This window comes from Microbacterium sp. NPDC058062, assembly GCF_042885375.1.
GTDB lineage: Bacteria > Actinomycetota > Actinomycetes > Actinomycetales > Microbacteriaceae > Microbacterium > Microbacterium trichothecenolyticum_C.
Window position 1 is genome coordinate 399,787 of record NZ_JBHVSC010000001.1, and the last position, 17,461, is coordinate 417,247.

The window sequence follows — 17,461 nt, forward strand, 5'->3', positions numbered from 1 at the left end:
TACGATCGACCTGATCCTGGCGACGGGGTATCGCAGCGGCGCGGTCCTTGGCTGAGGTGGGAATGTCTTCTCATGCCGCGCTGCCATCCATAGCCGCGTAGAACTGCTCTTCCGCCGCGCGGCGGCTTGCGGTGTCTTCGAGCACGAACCTGATGAAGTCCTCGTCGCGGTTGGTGATGACTGTGTCTTCGACGATCGGGGCTGGATCCTCCCCGGGCCACGTCGTCTGGCGCGTTGTGCGATCGCGATCCAGACGTGTGCCGCAGTTTGTCGTCCAGTCGTGGAGGCGCTGTCGTGCGTCAGCGAAGTCACGATGCCATCCGATCGCGGCCGATCCGTGCTGGTCCGGGTCGTACGCACAGAGCCAGTGCGTGTGAAGCGCGGACAGTTCCCAGACGAGCTCAGGATGACGATGCCAGAAAGGAGGGATGACGGATGCGGGGAGCCCATAGGTCCGGCGAAGCCAGTTCACCCAGCGGTTGAGTTCGATCCATTCCACCTCAGCTTCTTCGGCCGTGAGGACATTCCAGTTCACAGGGCGCGGAGGTTCGGCCGTCGTGGGGCCGTCGGCGTCCTCGTCCTGCTGTCTTTGCCCTGGGAGATCGGGCTCGGGAGCGTATCGCGAGCTCTCGGTGACTGGCATTGCGGTCCTCAGAATCCGAGTGCGCCAGCGACGGTCGATTCCTTCGCCGCTGCGGTGCGCGAGGGTGCGTCTCGTTCTACGGCGCTGGCCCGTCGGCTGCGGTCGACTTCGTAGTTGGTGCGGGCGAGGTCGTGTCCGAGCTTCTTTGCGACGAACTCCTCGGCCTCGATGACATGGCCGTCGCGTTCGATGGGGAACGTGCGCTTGTAGCCTTCGGCCACGAAGCTGTCGCCTTTGGCGAAGCGGGCGAGGGCGCGTTCGGCGGTGGCGCGGAAGGCGACCATGTCGTGGAAGGTGGGTTCGAGTTCGGTGAAGGATCCGTCTTCGTTCCGGCGGTATTGCGGCTGCCCGATGCGGACATACATGCGCACGTCGCCGGCTTCAGTGGTGCTGCGCTGCGGTTCGGAGGCGATGAAGCCGGAGATCGACTGTTGCGTGTGAAGAGCCATGGGACTCACCTTTCGCGTGACGTGAAGCGGGCCATCCGCCTACGCAACAGGTGTGCGTCGGTCCCCGCCACCTCGCACTCTCAGCGGTAGGCGTGGTGGACGTGCCAGTCTGTGGCGCTCTTGTAGACGTCGAAGACCAGGGATTCGCCGGCCTCGTCCGTGGCCTGGAAGCGCCAGCCGTAGAGCCCGCGGCCGGGCGTGAGCGGCGAGCTCCAGATCGAGTCGCGAAGTCGTGTCGGCGTATCCGTTACGCGCCACCTCCGGCCGGCGTAGAACATGCGTGTCGGAATGTCATCCGTGGCCCATATCGTCGCTTCGTGTTCTACTTCAACGTTCGTCATGACAGTCCAGAGTAGAACACATGTTCGACTCAATCTAGAGTGAGTGGCGGGCCCGATGAGGAGTGTCCGGGCCGTGACGACGAACAAGCGCTACCCGAACCTTGCCGGCAGGTTGATGAACGAGCGAATCCTGAAGCAGGCCGCCGCCGCTCATCCGCTTCAGACCCTCACCGACCAGGAGCTCCAACGCGGTGTGCTGCCGATCACGAGAGATCCGCAGCCGAAGAAGTGCAGGGCCTGGGTGCGGTTCGGCCCGAACGCAGTGCTCGTCGACGCCGAAGTCGTGATGTGGAACGACGTCGCATGCGGCATCCAGTTCGCCGTCGAGGAGAAGCTCATGCGGTGCTGGGTGTGGAGCAACGCCGTGGCGGCTGTCCCGCCGCCACGGTGAGCGCCTCAGGCTGGTTCGTTCTCAGCATCTATCGGCGCGGCGTCACGTCGAGGCGGCTGCTGCAGCTGGGATTCCAGCGCGCGGCGGTCTGCAAGGAGCGCCGTCGCATCCGGCCGCGAGGTCCACGTCCTGAGCCGGGTGACGATGGGCGGCGCTGCCCGGAGCATCACCAGGCCCGTGCCGAACGGGAGCGTTCTGATGACGTCGGGAGGCATGATCGAGACCCGGCGGATCGAGCGTTGCGACGAGCGGGACCCGCGGTCGCCGAGAGTGGTGGAGTCGGTGACCTCGTCCCGTTCGCCGATGAGGGTGGAGAGATCTTGGAGGTCGCGGGAGTTGGATGCTCCGCCTAGGACGATCTTGACGATCGAGGCATCCCAGATCGCGCCGGCGGCATTGTCGCTCCATTTCGACCGCGCCTGGGTGAGGGACTGCAACACGGGCATTGTCGTGATCCCGGTGCCGCCGCCTTCGGCCATCAGGGTGGGCAGTGATGGAAGGGGTGCCAGGTTTCCGATCTCGTCGAGCGCGAGCAGGAGGGGCGGGTCGAGGCGGGCGCCGGGGTTGCGGGCGGCGATCCGCCGGGCGGACTCGACGACGTCCTCGACGAACGCGGCGACGAGCGCGGCAGAGTTGTTCGCCCCAGCGCCTGTGGCGAGGAGGTACAGGGTCCCGTTGCTTTGCAGGAACGTCTCTGGGTCGAAGGATTCGCCGTCGGCGGGGGAGACCGCCGCGAGGACACGTGGATCGGCGAGGGCGCCGAGGGCGAGTGCGACACCTTGCCAGATCGAGTCCCGGGTGCGGGGATCGGAGTCGAGCATCGCCTGGAGGGAGTCGGCCCAACCGGTCGCCGCACGAGGGTCGTTGACGAGGATCGCGACCGCTTCTGAGGCGACAGCGGGATCCAGGGTCCAGCGAAACAGCTCGCTCGGGGGCCGTCCGGCGAGCGCGGCCGCGTGTAGGAGTGACTGGAGCGCGGTCCGGGTCTTGGCTTCCCAGAACCCTCCGGACTCCACACCGCCGCCAGCCAGGCCCGTGCCGGAGGCGAGACCGGTCGCGCGGATCATCGCGGTCAGCGGATTCTCGCAGCCGCGGATCGGTGACCAGCGCAAGCCGGCCGGAACTCCTTCTGCGAGCTGCTGCGGGTCGAACACGGCGACCGGGCCGACCCGCAGTCGCGCGCACAGCGTCGCGGTGAGGTTATCGGGGCGGGTGGATGTCGTGACGACAGCGCCGGGGGCGTCGAGGATTGCGTTGATGACGATGTGCGCGCCCTTGCCGGACCGGGGCGGGCCGATCACCAGGATCGAGTCTTCGACGCTCGCCCAGACTGCGGTGGACCGAGAATGGCCGATCAGGTAGCCGACGTCCGATGGCTTCGCGTTCGTGAGCGAGGGGCGCAGGTGCGCGGCCCGCTTCATGAGTGCGGAGTGGGAGGCGGCTTTGGCGACGTCGTGGGTGCCGGCAACTCCGGGAATCCTGTACGGATCGGCGGACGTACGCCGTCGTGACGGACGCACGAGCCTCCAGCCGAAGACGATCGTAGCGACCGTGACGACGAGCAAGAGTGCGAGGCATATCCAGTAGGCAATCGGGCTAAGCCCCGTGGCGCCGAGCGCGGTACCCGGGTCGGTAGGGCTCAGAAGGACGCCGAGGCCCGCGTCGAACCCCGCTGCAGGCTGAGGGATGCCGGTGATCCACGCGGCGGCGGACCCTGCGGCTCGAAGCAGTGCCGCAATCGCGGCGCCGGCGACGAGAAGTCCCAGGGCAAGGTTGGTCAGTTCGTCGCCGAGGGAGGTGCTCGGTTGCGGGCTGCTCATCACGCGACCCAACCGACAGGACGTGTTGTGTTCACAGGCTGATGTCGGGTTCGAGGCGCCGCGGGCGGCTCTGGATGAAGTCGAACTCGAAGTTCCGATCAGCTCCGGCGCCAATCGGGTCGGTGGAGTCAAGCAGGTCGCTGGCGTCCCGGGCATCAGTGACGACCGTCGCGATTCCTTCTTGCAGGAGCCGGTGGCAACCCGCGCTCGCCGCGCTCGTGATGGGTCCCGGCACGGCGCCGACCGGGCGGCCGAGCGAGTGAGCTTGCCCTGCCACGTTGAGGGATCCGGAGCGGTAGCCAGCTTCGACTACGACGGTCGCGCCGGCCAGGGCTGCGAGCAGCCGGTTTCGCTGGAGGAAGCGCCATCGGGTGGGTGCGGCGCCGGGCGGCAGCTCGCTGAGGATCAGCCCGCCGGTTTCTGTGATTCGTTCGAACAGGGGCTGGTTGCCGACCGGGTAGAACCGATCCAGCCCCGTCGCAAGGATCGCGACCGTGGCGCCTGGCCGTGCCATGGTCGCGGCTTTGTGGGCGGCGCCGTCGATCCCGTAGGCGCCGCCGGAGACGATGATGCGTCCCTGCTCGGCGAGGTCCGCGGCGAGCTGGGTGGCGACGTGCTCCCCGTAGCTAGTGGCAGCGCGCGCGCCGACCAGAGCGATGCGTCGGGAACTGACACCCTCGAGCCTGCTCGGCGTGCCGCTGAGCCATAGAGCGATCGGCGCGTGCGCCCCGAGCTGCTGCAGCTCGGCAGGCCAGTTCAGGTCCTCCACAGTCATCATGACAAGACCGCGAACCTCCATGACCTCGCGGATGCGGTCGACCTGCCCCAGGTCGATTCGTGGCGCAAGCCGTCGCCGCCACAGGCTTCCTTCGGCGGGGTCGATCTGGTGGGGGAGTGGCCCTTCGGAGCTGACCAGAGCGAGGGTTTCGACTGCGCCGACGCGCGCGATGAGCGCGCCGGTAACCGCGTCGCCGGGTTCCGATGCCGCCGCCAGAGTGATGCGGGCGAGGCGTTCTTCGGTGATCGAGTCGGGCATGGGATGCCTCCTTGTGATGATCAGGTGGGCGGGTCGCGCCCGGCGATTACGTCGTCATTCGGGCGGTGGTGTCGAAGATCGCGAGCTCGTCGGGGTGCATCTGGTGCTGCACCACAAAGCTGCGATCCTTCACCCGCCACAGCCCTTGGCCAGTGCCGAGAGCGGGCAGCAGGTTCATCTCGGTGCGCGTGAGCCCCAGTGCTGCACCGGTCGATCCGAGCTGGTCAGGCTCCTGTCGATAGACGATCCGGGTCTCCGCATTCGCCAGTAGGGAAGAAGCGAGGGCGCGCATGGCCGAGCCGGAGTCGCCGACGTTGTCGAGGTCGGAGAGCTTGTGGAAGACGAGCATGTTCGCGATGCCGAAATGGCGGGCCAGACGCCACTGCGCGTCCATTCGTCGCAGCAGCGCCGGGTACGCCATGAGTCGCCAAGCTTCGTCGTAGATGACCCAGCGCTGGCCGCCGGCGGGATCGGCGAGTGCCGACTCCATCCATGCGGATGAGCAGGTCATCAGCACGGAGATGAGGGTGGAGTTCTCCGCGACGCGGGAGAGGTCGAGTGAGACCATCGGCAGGGTGGGGTCGAAGCGGACGGTGGAGGGGCCGTCGAACAGGCCAGCGAGGTCACCGGCGACGAGCCGCCGTAGAGCGTGGCCGACCAGCCTGCCGTCCTCGGCGAGGCGTTCGTCGCGGTCGGCCGAGGTGTCGGGGGCCAGGATCCGCGCGACCACCATGGGCAGGATCGGCACATCTGTGCTGCGGACGACGTCTGTGAGTGCGATGTCAATGGCAGTGTGCTCGAGCGGGCTGAGCGAGCGTTCCAGAACTGTCTCGGCCAGGGCTCCGATCAGATCGCGGCGACGGGAGGCGAGCAAAGCCGACCACTCGGAATCGGACAGCGAGGAGGAGCGGTGGCCTTCGTCGAGCGGGTTCAGGCGGTTGCGGAGACCGTGGCCGAGGATGATGGCGCGGCCGCCGACCGCTTCGGCCACCGCGGTGTGCTCGCCCTTCGGGTCGCCGGGCACATACACGCGCCGGCCGAACGGGAGCGAGCGGGTGTAGAGCGACTTCGCGAGTGACGACTTGCCGGATCCGACGATCCCTGCCAGAACGACGTTCGGGGCCGTGATCAGCCCGCGCTGATACAGCACCCACGGGTCATAGACGAAGGAGCCGCCGGAGTACAGGTCTTGGCCGACGAAGACTCCGGCGGGTCCCAGGCCGGCTTCGGCGAGGAACGGGTAGTGGCCCGCGAGGGTGGCCGAGGTGTCCTGATGCTTGGGGAGCCGCAGCCGCCCAGGCGTCCTCAGTGCGGCCGGACCCGGTTCGCCCGCGGCTGGCAGGTAGGCGGCAGCTCTCGCTTCCGCTCGCTCGGCGGCCCGCTGCTCCTTCGCGCCGCGCGAAATGGCCCTGCGCGCATCCGCCTCAAGCGTCATCGCCGCACGATGCCGGTCCCGGCGGCGGCGTCGTTCCTCGCCGCGCGGATTGACGAGAGTCGTGGCGTACAGTCGCTCGTCGACAGTCACAGTGCAACGCTCCGGATGTGGTCTCGGTGTTGCGTCGGAGGCTGGGTGAACCATCCCGGCGGCAAGGACGCTGTGCGCGGCATGCCCCGATCCGTCGCTGAGTGCCCCTCCGCCTCCTGAGGTGCGTCCAGCTCGTAGCGGCGCAGCAGGGACACGTAGTGGAGTGTCGGGTTGAAGGTGAGGGCGTATCCGGTTGCAGGATCCTGGGCGACGCGATCGGTCGAGCACGTCGGGATCGCGTCGTACACGTACCCGTCGATGAGCGCTGCTTCCGTGGTCTTCTCACCGTGATCGTGGCGCGCGAGATGGCGGATCGCGAACGGGGCGCCGAACCGGTCGACGAGTTCGAGCGCCTGGGTCGCGTCCTCGCCCTGCAGGAAGAGGACATTGAGCCATCGTTCGGGGGGTTGCGGTTGTGTCCAAGCGATCTGTGCGCAGTTCTGAGATGCCTCGTCGAAGGCGTCTTCAGCGGCGTTGAGCAGGTCGCGGGCCCGGGTGAGCGCCCATGCTGTGTTGTCGGATTCTCGGCCGCCGAGGGTCGGGTCGCCGTCCTCGGACCGCGCGCGGCCGCGCAGGCGCAGGTGAGCGTGTGCGAGCTGGTCGGTGACCTGCACGAGCGACCGCAGCGAACTGAGCAGGTCGCCGATCATCGGGTAGAGGCTCGCGGGGTCGTCGACATTGATCGTCGAATGGGCGAGGTCTCGCGCCGAGGCGGAGACGTGTCCGGCGGAGCGAACAGCCGCTTCATCCTTTTCCATGATCTGCTCCCATCGCTGGTTCTGCTCTGTGATTCATGCGGGGCGGCACAGCGGAAGTGCTGCGGCGGTGAACGCCTGCGCCTGCTGACCGACGAGTCGTCGCACTTCGCAGGACGCCTGGATGGCGGCTTGTTCGACGCTGGCGACGGCAATGTCTAGCTCGGTGCGGGTCTGGGCGGAGATGCTGATGAGGCCGATCGTGCGGAGCACGCCGTGCCCTGCGGTGAGGTCCGCCTCCTGCTGCAAAACGTCTTCGTACTCTGCAGCGGCGGAGGCATCCTCGATCTGCCCGATCCGTCGACGCTGATGCGCGTCGCTGATCAGCTCGGTCTTCTTGCGGCGGATGTCGCGAGCCGCGTGGTCGGAGCGCACCGGTATGTAGTGGAGCGACACTGTGCGGAGCACACCGTTGGACAGGACGAGCGGGGAGAGGAAGCCGGGGAAGACCTGCGACCGCGGCCACTCGCTGATCCACAGCACTGTGTGAAGCGCGCTGTCGGACCGCAGAGTTTCCCAGCTCTCCGTGACGGCCACGGGCCCTGCGTCCGCCACGCTACGGCCGATGGTCGGGTGCCGCTCGAGGGCGAGGCTCGCTGCCGGGTCGTATGCCGACCGCAAGGCTGCGGCCAGCTCGCCCGGTCCGAACCAGTCGCCGACCGTGAGGTCGGCCGATCGGAGGGCGGCGGTAATGGCTTCCATCTCCTGCCGCAGCACTGTGGCAGCTCCTCGCATGCCGCCGCCGCTGGAGCGGATCTGCTTCCCGGCGGCCTGCATGTCGAGTGCGATGGTGATCGTCGTTGCGTGTCGTTCCCCGGCGGGGCCGGCGCGTTCGATTAGCTCCTGATAGGTCGCAGCGGCCCAGCCGCCGTCGTTCGTGCCGTGGCGGGCCCACCAGTCGTCCAACCCCGTGCCAGAGTCGAGGAGTGTCCGCTCCGACACTTGAAGCCGGCTGATGCGGCCGGACCGGCAGGACCCGGCGAGCACACGGCCCCATCCAGTCACACGGCGATGCTGCTCGGCCGGGTCGAGCAGTACGAACGCGGGGTGCGAGACGGCGAGCACGGCGCTTAGGGTGCGGGCGTGCGGGTCGTGGATCATCACGGCGCCGGACTCGGCATCCACCCACTCCCGCAGAGCTGCGGCATCCCCAGGCAGCGCCAACGTGCCGGCGGGTCGCGGACGTTCGATGCGCTTGCGGAATGAGAGCTGGCCGTGAAGGACGCGCCCGCTCCATCGGCATAGGACTGGGGTCCACTCGACGAGCTTGCGGCCACCGACCGCGACGGTGGCCAGGACGACGGCTGACACCCAGATCGGTGAGGTCCAGATAACCCCACCCGCACCAGAGGTGTACAAGGCGATGACGACGGTGAGCAGCCCGACGGACAGCGCGACCAGCTGGGGGAGGGACAGTCCGAGCAGGATGCCGCGCCGCGTGAGGCGAGAGAACTGGACGGGATTCAGCTCGAAGCTCGGAGCGGAGCCGGTCTCAGGTCGCGTCATGGCCGTGGTCCTCCCGGTCGAGCCAATGTCCGTGCAGGCTGGCGAGATGCTGACCCAGCGTGTGCGGGTGCGGGGATCGCCGGTGCGTCATGCCGGTTGCCGACCACGCGCTGCGGCTCGCCGGAGCCCACAGCGTCAGCCGGGGCGTCGGCCGACCGTGCGACCGCGCCGCCCATCTTCGGGCCGGCCGTTGCCGCACCGTGAACGACAGCCGCGCCGGCCGCGATTCCCGCACCAATCGCACCCGCGGATGCCCCGCCGCCCGCGGGGGCGGCACCCGCTCCGGTTGTTGCGCCGCCTCCGGCAGTCCCGGAGCCTTTGCCGGCAGCGCCTAGTATCTTCCTCGCGCTGTCTGCCATCGGGGCGGAGGGCACGGGGACGGGCCTGTTGAGCGAGGATTTCGCCTCCTGCTCACTGGTCATCGCGTGGTACATGTCGAAGCCGACGAAGTTGAGGAACTTATAGGTGATGTACGGCGCGAACCCTGCGATGAACATCAGCACGATGCCCGCGATCGGATCGCTGATCGACGAGAGGTCCGCGTTGATTGGCGCGGACACCTGCGCCACCGCCACGAGGAAGATGACGACCAGAACGAGCTTGGACACGATCAGCGCGACGACGAACGCCGCCCACTTCGAAAACCACCCCTTGGTGGCGTCCCACGCGGCGCCCGCGAGCGCGATCGGGCCGAACACGATCGCGACCAGCAGCAGCGCCTTGCGGATCAGCAGCGAGAACCACACGATCGCGGCGGCGCTGATCGCGAGCCCCGCGAGGAAGATCGTGACGATCGCCCCCACCCCGGGTGTGGCGATGTTGATTGCGGTCAGGCCGACGACGAGGAGCGCGATCCGATCGCCGATGCCGGCCATCGTGTTGCCGGTCGCCTGCACGATACCGATCGCCAGCTGGTCCGTGATCTCCAGCAGCAGCCCGGTGACGGTGATGAGGATGAAGGATCCGAGGATGGCCTTGGCCAGTCCGAGCCCCGCCCTTGGCAGCGCACCGGGATCGCGGCGGGCGAGCCCAGTGATGAGCTGTAAACAGAAGAAGATGAGTGTGACGAACACCGCCACGCCGAAGAGCACGTTGAAGACGCCGATGTAGCCGGGGTCCTGGATGTCGACGAGTGTCGTGGTGTCGAACGCGCTCCAGACCGCTTCGAAAAGCCACGCTGCCGCCGACCCCATCGCGTAAGCGAGCCAGTCGAACGGCGCCGCGATCAGCGACGCCGTCCCGTCCCCAACCGCGTCGCACACGGTTGCGATGACCGGTACATCGCAGACGCTCATGACAGGGTCCCGGGTTCCGCGAGGGGTCAGACCGTCTGCCCGACGCTCCAGAAGAAGTTGATGAGTGTGACCGCCGCGCCGCAGATGATCGCCGCGCCACACGCGACGAGCACGCCGAGCTTGCCCCTTGAGGCGAGGTGCGGGTTGGATGAGTTCGCGCCGAACCCCCAGACGATGGCAGCGACGATCAGCGCGAGCACAGCGAGGACGAGGCCGATCGTCATGACGGCACCGACAATCACGCCCAGCTGCGCGATGCCGGGAAGACCGGTGTTGTTGGGGTCGATGTCGATCACGATGGGTCTCTCCTCGAGTGACAGAAGCGGTTCGAAGGAGAGGAGAGCCTCCGCTCCCTGACCCGAGGGGCCGAACTACAAGCTGGCGCCAACACCGAGGAAGAAGTTGACGAGCGCGACACCCGCACCGGCCAGCGCCGCGGTTCCGCACGCAAGCCAGACGCCCATCCGCCCTCTCGAGGCTGTCTGGTAGTGCCCGTGGCTCGCGGCCAACGCCCATGTGATGACGCAGACGACCAGCATGAGCACCGAAACGGTGAGGGCGAACATGAGCAGTGCGCCGACGACTTCGCGCAATTGAGCCGCGCCGCCGACGGCGCCGAAGTCGGGGAAGACGTCCATGCTCAACCCCCCGCGACGCAGCGAGCCGGAACGACCGCCGCGCCATCCAGTCCTTCGGCGGCGTGGGTCGCGAGCCAGTCCATCGCGTCCACGGATGGCTGAGCCGCGCCACCCGGGTGGATCTCCAGATGCAGATGTGTTCCGGACGAGCGTCCGGACGAGCCGACGTCGGCGATGTGCTGGCCCGCTGCGATGGTGCTGCCGATGCTGACGTGGATGCCGGCATCCCACATGTGCGCGTAGAACGACGCGACACGTTCCCCTGCAACGGTGTGCTCGACGATGATGAGGTTCCCGTACCCGCCGCGGCGACCGGCGAACGTGACCACGCCATCGGCGATCGCGAGGATCGGCGTGCCGCCCGCCGCGGCGAGGTCGCTGCCGGCGTGGAAGGCGCGTTTGCCGGTGAACGGGTCGGTGCGCCAGCCGTAGCTGGAAGTGTCGGTGTACGACCCGGCCGGAAGGGGGAAAGCGATGCGGGTTGTCTCGGGGACGGCAGGATCTGCATCGGGCGGTGCCGGCGCGCGGGTGAGGGCACGGAGGATGTCCTCCGCGACAGGCTGGTAGTTCTGGTAGCGATCCGGGTAGGCGCTGACCTCGACCGACTGTGCGGCAACGCCCGGATCGAGCGCCTGCCAGCCGGCGATATCGAGCAACCCACGCGGCGATCCGCCGTTCGGGCCGGTGGGACCGCCGTAGAACGCGCGCGCTTGATATCGGGGATCCATGAGGTCGACAACGCCGCCCCATCCGGTTGCGGGTCGCATCTGGAAGATGCCGAGCGAGTCGTGGTCGGAGCCGTCTCCGTCGTTCGGATAGTCGGCGGACTCGGGGTACGCGCTCGAGTTGGACAGCATCCGCAGCGTCGATTCCGTCAGGCCAGCCATCAGGGCCACGAGCACCCCGGCTCGGCCGACACCGGCCGTCTGCGTGCCGACAGTGATGATCGTCGCGGCATGTGTGAGCTGCTGCCGGTTGAGGGTGACCGAGTGGCCGTCCCGCGTGCGGGCGGTGAGCGACTCGGGAATGGGGCCCACGCTGAGGCGCTCGATGCTGCAGGAAACGACGGCCGGGCTCATGAGCGTTGCGAGCGCGACCATGCCCAGTGAGGGGGTGGCGACGATGAGGAGAAGCAGGATGCCGAGAACCTTCGCCATGACATCACTCGAGCGGCTCGTCCAGGCGCGAGAACCGCAACAGGCGACACGCTTCGCCGTCCGCGCAGGCGATGAAGACCGTGAATGTCACTCGGCTCTCGGTCCGGGTGGGCTGATCCGCCCAGGTGCCGGCGCGGTGTCTCACTCCGACGATCGTGTAGGCCGTCGCTCCGGGCGGAATCTGGCCGGGCGCCGCCTGCGTCACGGCCGTCGCCCAGGCGTCCGGGACGTGCGCCGTGTCGATAGTGAGCCACTGCCGCGTGCCGTAGGTGCGCAGCTGCTCCCACTGCTCGATGGTCGGCAGATACGCGCGCACGTCGGCCGCGAGTCCGGCCGCCTCGTCCGCGTCCGCCGCGTCGACGAGCACCTGCCCCCACTCGGACGAGCTGGCCGAACTGCGGGTGTCCCATCCGAACATCGCAGCTGCGGCGGCGCGCGCGAACGCTTCAGGTTCGCGCGAGCGGGGGAGTGGCCGCGGCTGCGCGACCGGCACGAATTCCGGCCTGGGCGTTGCAGCAGCCGCCGGCCTCGTCGATTCGTGCGCCAACGCTGGTCCTCTGAGCAAACCGTAGACGCCGACGCCCACCAGCACTGCGAGCGCGGCACCCACAGCGATCGTTGCGATGAGGATCGTCCGATGGTGGCGTGCGGCGTTCATTCGGAATCCCGTCGACTGGGTGGACTGGTCGACGAGAAGGTGCGCGTCGGTAGCCAGTCGGGGCTCAGCTCACGCGGCGCGCGTCCGTCGATTCGGCCTGACGGAGGTCACGAAGTTGATCGGCGAATGCGACCGTGCCTTCAAGCGTGACCTCGAACCGTTGCCATTCGTCATCCGAGAGGCCGGCTGCAATCACCGAGGGGTCGAAGCTCTCCCACCAGTTGGCAAGGTCATCCCACGTGAACATGAAGCGCTTGAGCTGCGCAGACGATCGGTCTCCGTTGTGGCTGCTCGGCGACTGCGGCATCTTCGCACGGCCCAGCGCCTTCATGGCGAATTGGCGCGGGTCCTCGCCCCAGGACCGCTCGTGGCCGGTTCGGATGTGCCGCGCAACATCGTCGGCAGCCGCGCGGTCATCCGCGGACTGAGTGGCCGAGGCTGCGACGTCATCCAGCTCCGAGAGGACTTGGATGCCGCTGACCCGACGGAACGCGGGCTTGACGGGTGCGCCGTTCTCGACAGCTTCAAGTTCGGCACGCGCCCGATCGCGCACCACATCGGGCACGGTTTCATCTTGGGCGATCTCCTGCAGCCGCCCGATGCGCTCGAGTGTCGTGAATGAGCGGCGGCCTGTGACAAGAAGAGCGGCTTGGGTACGGGAATCTCTGTCGTTGCGTTTCGCCGGTGCCGTTACCGTAACGGCACCGTCCAAGCCAGCCGTCTCAGCGGGCGACCCGAAGCGGGAGGCTCGCTGCCGACGCGCGGCATCCTCCGAAAGAAGCGCCTTGCACTCCCGGTAGAGCGCGGCGGCTTCGGTCGGTGAGAGCGGCTTGTGCAGGGCGTTCTCGTCCTGCTCGGCGAGCAGCTGGGTGAGGCGATCCGAGACGCCGGCGCGCACCCACACGTTGATCGTGCGGATGCCGAGCAGCCGCAGTGCGGCAAGCCGTCGGGCACCACATACGAGTACTCCTTCCGGAGTGACGGTGATCGGCTGCAGCAGGCCCTGCCGGGTGATCGAGTCGGCGAGGGCATCGATGTCTCCGAGGTCCACGCGGTGCCTCGATCCGACGCGGATGGAGTCGACGGACCGCTCGAGCTCGATGTGCCCCTGCTGCTTCATGGTCGTCCTCAGGGCACGTTCTCGAGGAGATTCTTCATCAGGCGATCGTCGTGGAGCAGGGTCTCGAGCGATTCGCCGACGAGGAGTCGGAGGAGGATGCCGCGCCCGGCTGCGGTGTGTTCCTGCGCGGGGTCTGGACATCCGAGCAATGCCCGGAGCATCGACCGCCACGAGCGCTGAGAGACATCAAGCAGCGCGCGCGCGGCGCAATCCCGTCGGAGCTGCTCGAAAGCAGAGGGGCGGGATGCCGCGTCCGCGAGGCGCGCGCAGACGTATTCGACGCCGGCGCGTGCAGTGTCCGCGGGCCAGCCGACAAGCGCGAAGAGAGCGGTCGCGTCTTCCATCGCCGACGCGACTGCCTCTCCGGCATCCCGACCGTCCTCGTCCTCCGGCAGCACCCGAAAAGCGGGGTGATAGTCGATGAGCGCGTTGTCCCGATCGCTGAACCGCTCCGCATCATGGAAGCCCGAATATCGAGGGCGCCGCGCCTTCTGCACCGAGCACAGCAATCCGCGAGCCCGCTCCTCTGCGATGCACGTCACCTGAACAGCTCGCGTGACAAGGGCCCACGGATCGTCGGCGTGCCGCGCGGATGTGCCACGCATCGCCTCGAAGGTTGCGGCGGCGGCCTCCCATGGATCCAGCCCGTGTTTGCGGGCGAGCGCGGCGAACCGTTTTGAGGCATAGCTCATCAGCTCGGCGACTTCGGGGTCGTCGCGCCAGGATCCCTCGCCGTCCGCCATTCGCGTCAGGACGGCGCGGAGCCCCTCCGACTTTGCGTAAGTGAGCTCCTGATCGTCGACCGCTTCTCGCATCGAGCCACCTCCTCCACGAAAGGTGCGCACGGCGTCCTCGGCATCGAGGCCGAGCGAATGTGAAGGGTTGTCGAACATCGCTCATCTCCGCGAGATCGACTCGCGGCCGGCCTCCGGCTGACGCAGCCCGAAGGCGGACAGCGGCGGCAGCGCTGAGATTCGATCACGAGTGGTGCGAGTGACTTCGAGGGGATGCCGGAGCCGGCGTGCGAGCTCGGCTTGGAAGTCGATGCCTCGACCTGCAAGGCGACCCGTTCCCGAGGTGATGAGATCCGAGATCCGGACCCATGCGACACGATGCTCGGGCGAGAGGGTCGCCGGCGCGCCTCTGCCGTCGGCGTGAGCGGCAAGCGGGTGCATGACGTGCGCCGCGTCGGGATCCAGATCTTCCATCGGGTGTGAGCGATGGCTCTGAACGGGATCAGGCCATCCTCCATGCGTGCTTTCCACTGCTCAGCTCCCTTCTGCGAGTTCCTCTTGCGGCACCGTTCCGACGCGATCCCTGAGCCACCGCCCCACTGTCGACGGGTGCACTCCGAGGTGCTGGGCGATCGCCCGGTTCGACCAGCCAGATGCGCTCAGCTCCGCCGCAGTCCCGGGTTCGGCAGTGAGGGCGGTGGTCGGTGCTTCTGTTACGACGACCTCGTACTGGAGCGGCGGCACTGGCTCGGCGACCGCCGACACCGTGGCATGGTGTGCCAGGACCGAAGTGAGATGGGTGATGGCGAGCAGCACGAGGGGTGGCACCGCTGCGACGGCTGCGGCGAGGACGAGCGGCACTTCGGAGTTGGCGGTTACGATCGCGTGCAGCGCGTTGCCAGTGACGGAGATCAGTGCGCCGGCGAACAGCAGCGCCCACGGGTACCAAGCGCCGCGAGAGCCCGCGAGTACGACGACCGCCACCGTGGCAACGACGATGATCCCGTCGACGATCAGCGGCCAGGCCCACGCCTGCTCCGCACCGAGCCCCGATCGGCGGGCGAGGTCGGCCAGCGAGGTGAACGACAGCCAGAAGGCCCCCGCGGCGATGAAAACCGTCCCGACAACTGCCGTGAACATGGCGACCCGGATGCCGCTGAACTTCGTGTGCGTCACGGCAGGCTCCGCGGGTCCCGATGAGATTTGGACTGCGTCGGAGCGCTGAAGGCGCTGATGCCCAGTCCGCCGCTGCCGCCCGAGGTGTGCCGACACGCGGAAAGCACGGTGCGTTGAATCTCGCGGTCGTCGAGACCGATGCGGGAAGCGGCTGGCCCGAGAACATCGACAATGGCATCCGCCTGCACGCCTGCCTCGCTGAGGCGACAGGCGGCCCAGAAGAGGCCGTGGTTTCGCTCGCCCTCGCGTAGCTTTGCGATCCAGTGGGCGAGCAGATCACCGCTCGCGACTCGTCCCGGTGCGTTCCGTGCCGGCGCGGGGCGGGGGTCGATGAAATCCCGCAGCGCCATCGCATCGATCGGCCGCGTTTCCGCCGCGGAAAGCGAGAAGGGCCGATACGCCGCGACTCCGCTGGGTTCCACCACTACCGACGGCGGTACGACGACGTAACCGCCCTCACCGCGGAAGTCGATGTGCGCGCGGGCGGCTTGCCAGCAGCGCTGCGGTCGGGTTCGGTCGGTCGGGAAGTAGATGTGCATGCCTCCGGACGGTGTGCGCACGCGGGCGATCTCGCCGTCGAGCAGTCCCTCGTCGACAGCACGGTGGAACGCTGTGAAGCCCGTCCCGTCTGGCTTTACGTCGATGTCGACGACATCGACGCCCGACATCGGACCCGTCGGAAGCCCGATGTTCGCTTGCTGCCACCGCCGCCACCACGTCGAGACCATCGAGGAATCTCGGCTGGCGTCGAGATAGCCGGCGCGAGTGAGTGGTCGCTTGCCGCCAGGCTCGCAGGGGAAGACCGGTAGGCCCGCGGCAACGAACGTGCGCGCCGCCTCCGACGTGCTGAGCCGGGCGACAGTGAGGAGAACGTCGGCGATGCTCACGAGAGCCCTCGCGTCCGCGGGTGCCGACCAGCTTCACGCGCGCCGGCGGGCGATATCGCGGCGCGAGGGGGATCCGCGGCGGGACCGGATCGATCCAGCCCTGGTGGGTCGCCCGCACCGACCTGCTCGGTGGGGAGCGCATCGAGAATCGCCACTGCGGCGCGCCGCACTCGTTCGCCCGTCTGCTGTACGACCGCGACGACATCTGAGTCAGGCACGGCTGACGCCCAGCCTGCGACATACGGGACGGTGTAGTCCCCCGTATCCATGCCGTGCGCGGCGGCGATCATGAGCGCGACCGACTCCGCTTCCACCTCGCCGATGCCGCGATGGGCGAGGGCCTCGTGATCCGGGCCATGGAGCCTCACGTGCGCGAGCTCATGTGCCAGTGTCTTCGCGCGCGCCGCGTGGTCCATATCCTCTCTGACCGTCACCCGCCGGCTCGAGAAGTCCGTCTGCCCGTTCGCTCCCGCGATCGATACCGCGTCGGCGACGAGCGTTAGTCCGAATCCGTCAGCGTCGATCAGGCTCGCGAGTCCTTCCCACAGGCCCTCGGGTGCGGCGCCCTGCATGAGCTGGGGCCGGGGGAGTTCCGCCACCGGAGGCCCGTCAGTCTGCGAGATGTCCCACACGTACGCCGGGCGGGCGCCGACCATCCCGGATCGGACGACCTCTCCCGGTCGGGGGCGTTCGCGCGGATCGAGGCGCCGCCACGACGCGACGTCGAGAGGAGTAGATGTCGCGAACCGCGCCGTTCTCGGAGCGAAGATCATGTATCCCCGCTGGCCGGCAAGAACGCTGCGCCCCAGCTTGTGCCACTGCTGGTAGCCAGCCACGTACGTCGGCACGGGCTCTGGAACTGTGCCCGCCTCAAAGGCGGCGCTGTGCTGCGCCCAGATGAGCAGTGAGTTGTTGAACGAGCGCGACCGGAAGTGCGCGGCGAACTCGAGAGCCCGCTTCCAATCCGCACCGGAGACGAGGGCCTCGACGGATCGCACCAGTCGGTCGTGCAGTTCGCTCAGCTTCGATTCGGAATCGAGCCTTGTCATCTGATCGGACACGACGTTCACCTTCCCGAGTGACTGCGCGCCGTGGTGCGCGCTCGTGACACTTAGGTGCTCCATGGGGAGCAGATGAGGCACTTACCCCGAGACCGCACCGCTCAGCGGGGTCATCGAACGCGGAAGTGCAAGTACAGCGCGCAGCGCTTGTGCGCGCCGGGGGTCGACTCGTTCCGTCGACCAGTCGATAGTCCGGAACCGCTATCTCGCTAGTTCGCCCCCTCGTTGCTCAGTTAGATATAGTAAGGCACACCGTGCGCAAATAGGCA

General features: G+C 67.9%; 19 protein-coding genes. 1 reads left to right on the forward strand and 18 read right to left on the reverse strand.

The window, feature by feature from the left end:
* Positions 1–70 precede the first annotated feature (70 nt).
* From ACFVSU_RS01825 to ACFVSU_RS01835, 3 genes are all read right to left on the reverse strand, one after another.
* Entirely contained in the window at positions 71–643 is a 573-nt protein-coding gene (locus ACFVSU_RS01825) for a hypothetical protein (protein ID WP_387137218.1), read from the reverse strand.
* 8 nt (positions 644–651) lie between these two features.
* Entirely contained in the window at positions 652–1,092 is a 441-nt protein-coding gene (locus tag ACFVSU_RS01830) for a single-stranded DNA-binding protein (RefSeq protein WP_387137221.1), read from the reverse strand.
* 80 nt (positions 1,093–1,172) lie between these two features.
* Positions 1,173–1,433: a hypothetical protein gene (locus ACFVSU_RS01835; protein ID WP_387137224.1), complete on the reverse strand. Its 261-nt coding sequence runs from the start codon at positions 1,431–1,433 to the stop codon at positions 1,173–1,175.
* Positions 1,434–1,506: 73 nt separating this feature from the next.
* Here ACFVSU_RS01835 and ACFVSU_RS01840 point away from each other — a divergent pair, with 73 nt between their 5' ends.
* Positions 1,507–1,824, forward strand: coding sequence for a hypothetical protein (locus ACFVSU_RS01840; RefSeq protein ID WP_387137227.1), 318 nt, complete (start codon positions 1,507–1,509; stop codon positions 1,822–1,824).
* Positions 1,825–1,829: 5 nt separating this feature from the next.
* Here the strand turns inward: ACFVSU_RS01840 and ACFVSU_RS01845 are convergent, their stop codons facing one another.
* The 15 genes from ACFVSU_RS01845 to ACFVSU_RS01915 all read right to left on the reverse strand — a co-directional run bounded on the left by ACFVSU_RS01845 (position 1,830) and on the right by ACFVSU_RS01915 (position 17,180).
* On the reverse strand, positions 1,830–3,644 hold the full coding sequence (locus ACFVSU_RS01845; protein WP_387138672.1) for a type IV secretory system conjugative DNA transfer family protein: 1,815 nt from the start codon (positions 3,642–3,644) through the stop codon (positions 1,830–1,832).
* Positions 3,645–3,675: 31 nt separating this feature from the next.
* A complete protein-coding gene (gene dprA, locus ACFVSU_RS01850) occupies positions 3,676–4,680 on the reverse strand; it encodes a DNA-processing protein DprA (RefSeq protein WP_387137230.1) in 1,005 nt (334 codons plus the stop codon).
* Positions 4,681–4,726: 46 nt separating this feature from the next.
* Positions 4,727–6,205 carry an ATP-binding protein gene (locus ACFVSU_RS01855; protein ID WP_387137233.1) on the reverse strand — a complete coding sequence of 493 codons (1,479 nt, stop codon included), beginning with the start codon at positions 6,203–6,205 and terminating at the stop codon, positions 4,727–4,729.
* Positions 6,202–6,963 carry a hypothetical protein gene (locus tag ACFVSU_RS01860; RefSeq protein ID WP_387137236.1) on the reverse strand — a complete coding sequence of 254 codons (762 nt, stop codon included), beginning with the start codon at positions 6,961–6,963 and terminating at the stop codon, positions 6,202–6,204. The genes ACFVSU_RS01855 and ACFVSU_RS01860 overlap by 4 nt, the downstream gene beginning before the upstream one ends.
* 33 nt (positions 6,964–6,996) lie before the next feature.
* Positions 6,997–8,466, reverse strand: coding sequence for an SCO6880 family protein (locus ACFVSU_RS01865; protein WP_387137239.1), 1,470 nt, complete (start codon positions 8,464–8,466; stop codon positions 6,997–6,999).
* Positions 8,463–9,761 (reverse strand): conjugal transfer protein TrbL, encoded by a 1,299-nt coding sequence (locus tag ACFVSU_RS01870; protein WP_387137242.1) that lies wholly within the window; start codon positions 9,759–9,761, stop codon positions 8,463–8,465. The genes ACFVSU_RS01865 and ACFVSU_RS01870 overlap by 4 nt, the downstream gene beginning before the upstream one ends.
* A gap of 26 nt (positions 9,762–9,787) precedes the next feature.
* Positions 9,788–10,057 (reverse strand): DUF6112 family protein, encoded by a 270-nt coding sequence (locus ACFVSU_RS01875; RefSeq protein WP_387137245.1) that lies wholly within the window; start codon positions 10,055–10,057, stop codon positions 9,788–9,790.
* A gap of 75 nt (positions 10,058–10,132) precedes the next feature.
* Positions 10,133–10,399 (reverse strand): DUF6112 family protein, encoded by a 267-nt coding sequence (locus ACFVSU_RS01880; protein WP_387137248.1) that lies wholly within the window; start codon positions 10,397–10,399, stop codon positions 10,133–10,135.
* 2 nt (positions 10,400–10,401) lie between these two features.
* Positions 10,402–11,556, reverse strand: coding sequence for a M23 family metallopeptidase (locus ACFVSU_RS01885; protein ID WP_387137251.1), 1,155 nt, complete (start codon positions 11,554–11,556; stop codon positions 10,402–10,404).
* 4 nt (positions 11,557–11,560) lie between these two features.
* Complete coding sequence (locus ACFVSU_RS01890) at positions 11,561–12,166, reverse strand: hypothetical protein (protein WP_387137254.1); 606 nt, start codon at positions 12,164–12,166, stop codon at positions 11,561–11,563.
* Between the two features lie 112 nt (positions 12,167–12,278).
* A complete protein-coding gene (locus tag ACFVSU_RS01895; RefSeq protein ID WP_387137257.1) occupies positions 12,279–13,334 on the reverse strand; it encodes a ParB N-terminal domain-containing protein in 1,056 nt (351 codons plus the stop codon).
* Positions 13,335–13,342: 8 nt separating this feature from the next.
* Positions 13,343–14,227, reverse strand: coding sequence for a hypothetical protein (locus ACFVSU_RS01900; RefSeq protein ID WP_387137260.1), 885 nt, complete (start codon positions 14,225–14,227; stop codon positions 13,343–13,345).
* 375 nt (positions 14,228–14,602) lie between these two features.
* Positions 14,603–15,208, reverse strand: a complete 606-nt coding sequence (locus ACFVSU_RS01905; protein WP_387138675.1) for a DUF2637 domain-containing protein — start codon at positions 15,206–15,208, stop codon at positions 14,603–14,605.
* 32 nt (positions 15,209–15,240) lie between these two features.
* Positions 15,241–16,131 carry a bifunctional DNA primase/polymerase gene (locus tag ACFVSU_RS01910; RefSeq protein WP_387137263.1) on the reverse strand — a complete coding sequence of 297 codons (891 nt, stop codon included), beginning with the start codon at positions 16,129–16,131 and terminating at the stop codon, positions 15,241–15,243.
* The gene (locus ACFVSU_RS01915; protein ID WP_387138678.1) at positions 16,128–17,180 is read right to left on the reverse strand and encodes an ArdC-like ssDNA-binding domain-containing protein; all 1,053 of its coding nucleotides are present in this window, start codon (positions 17,178–17,180) and stop codon (positions 16,128–16,130) included. The genes ACFVSU_RS01910 and ACFVSU_RS01915 overlap by 4 nt, the downstream gene beginning before the upstream one ends.
* Positions 17,181–17,461 lie beyond the last annotated feature (281 nt).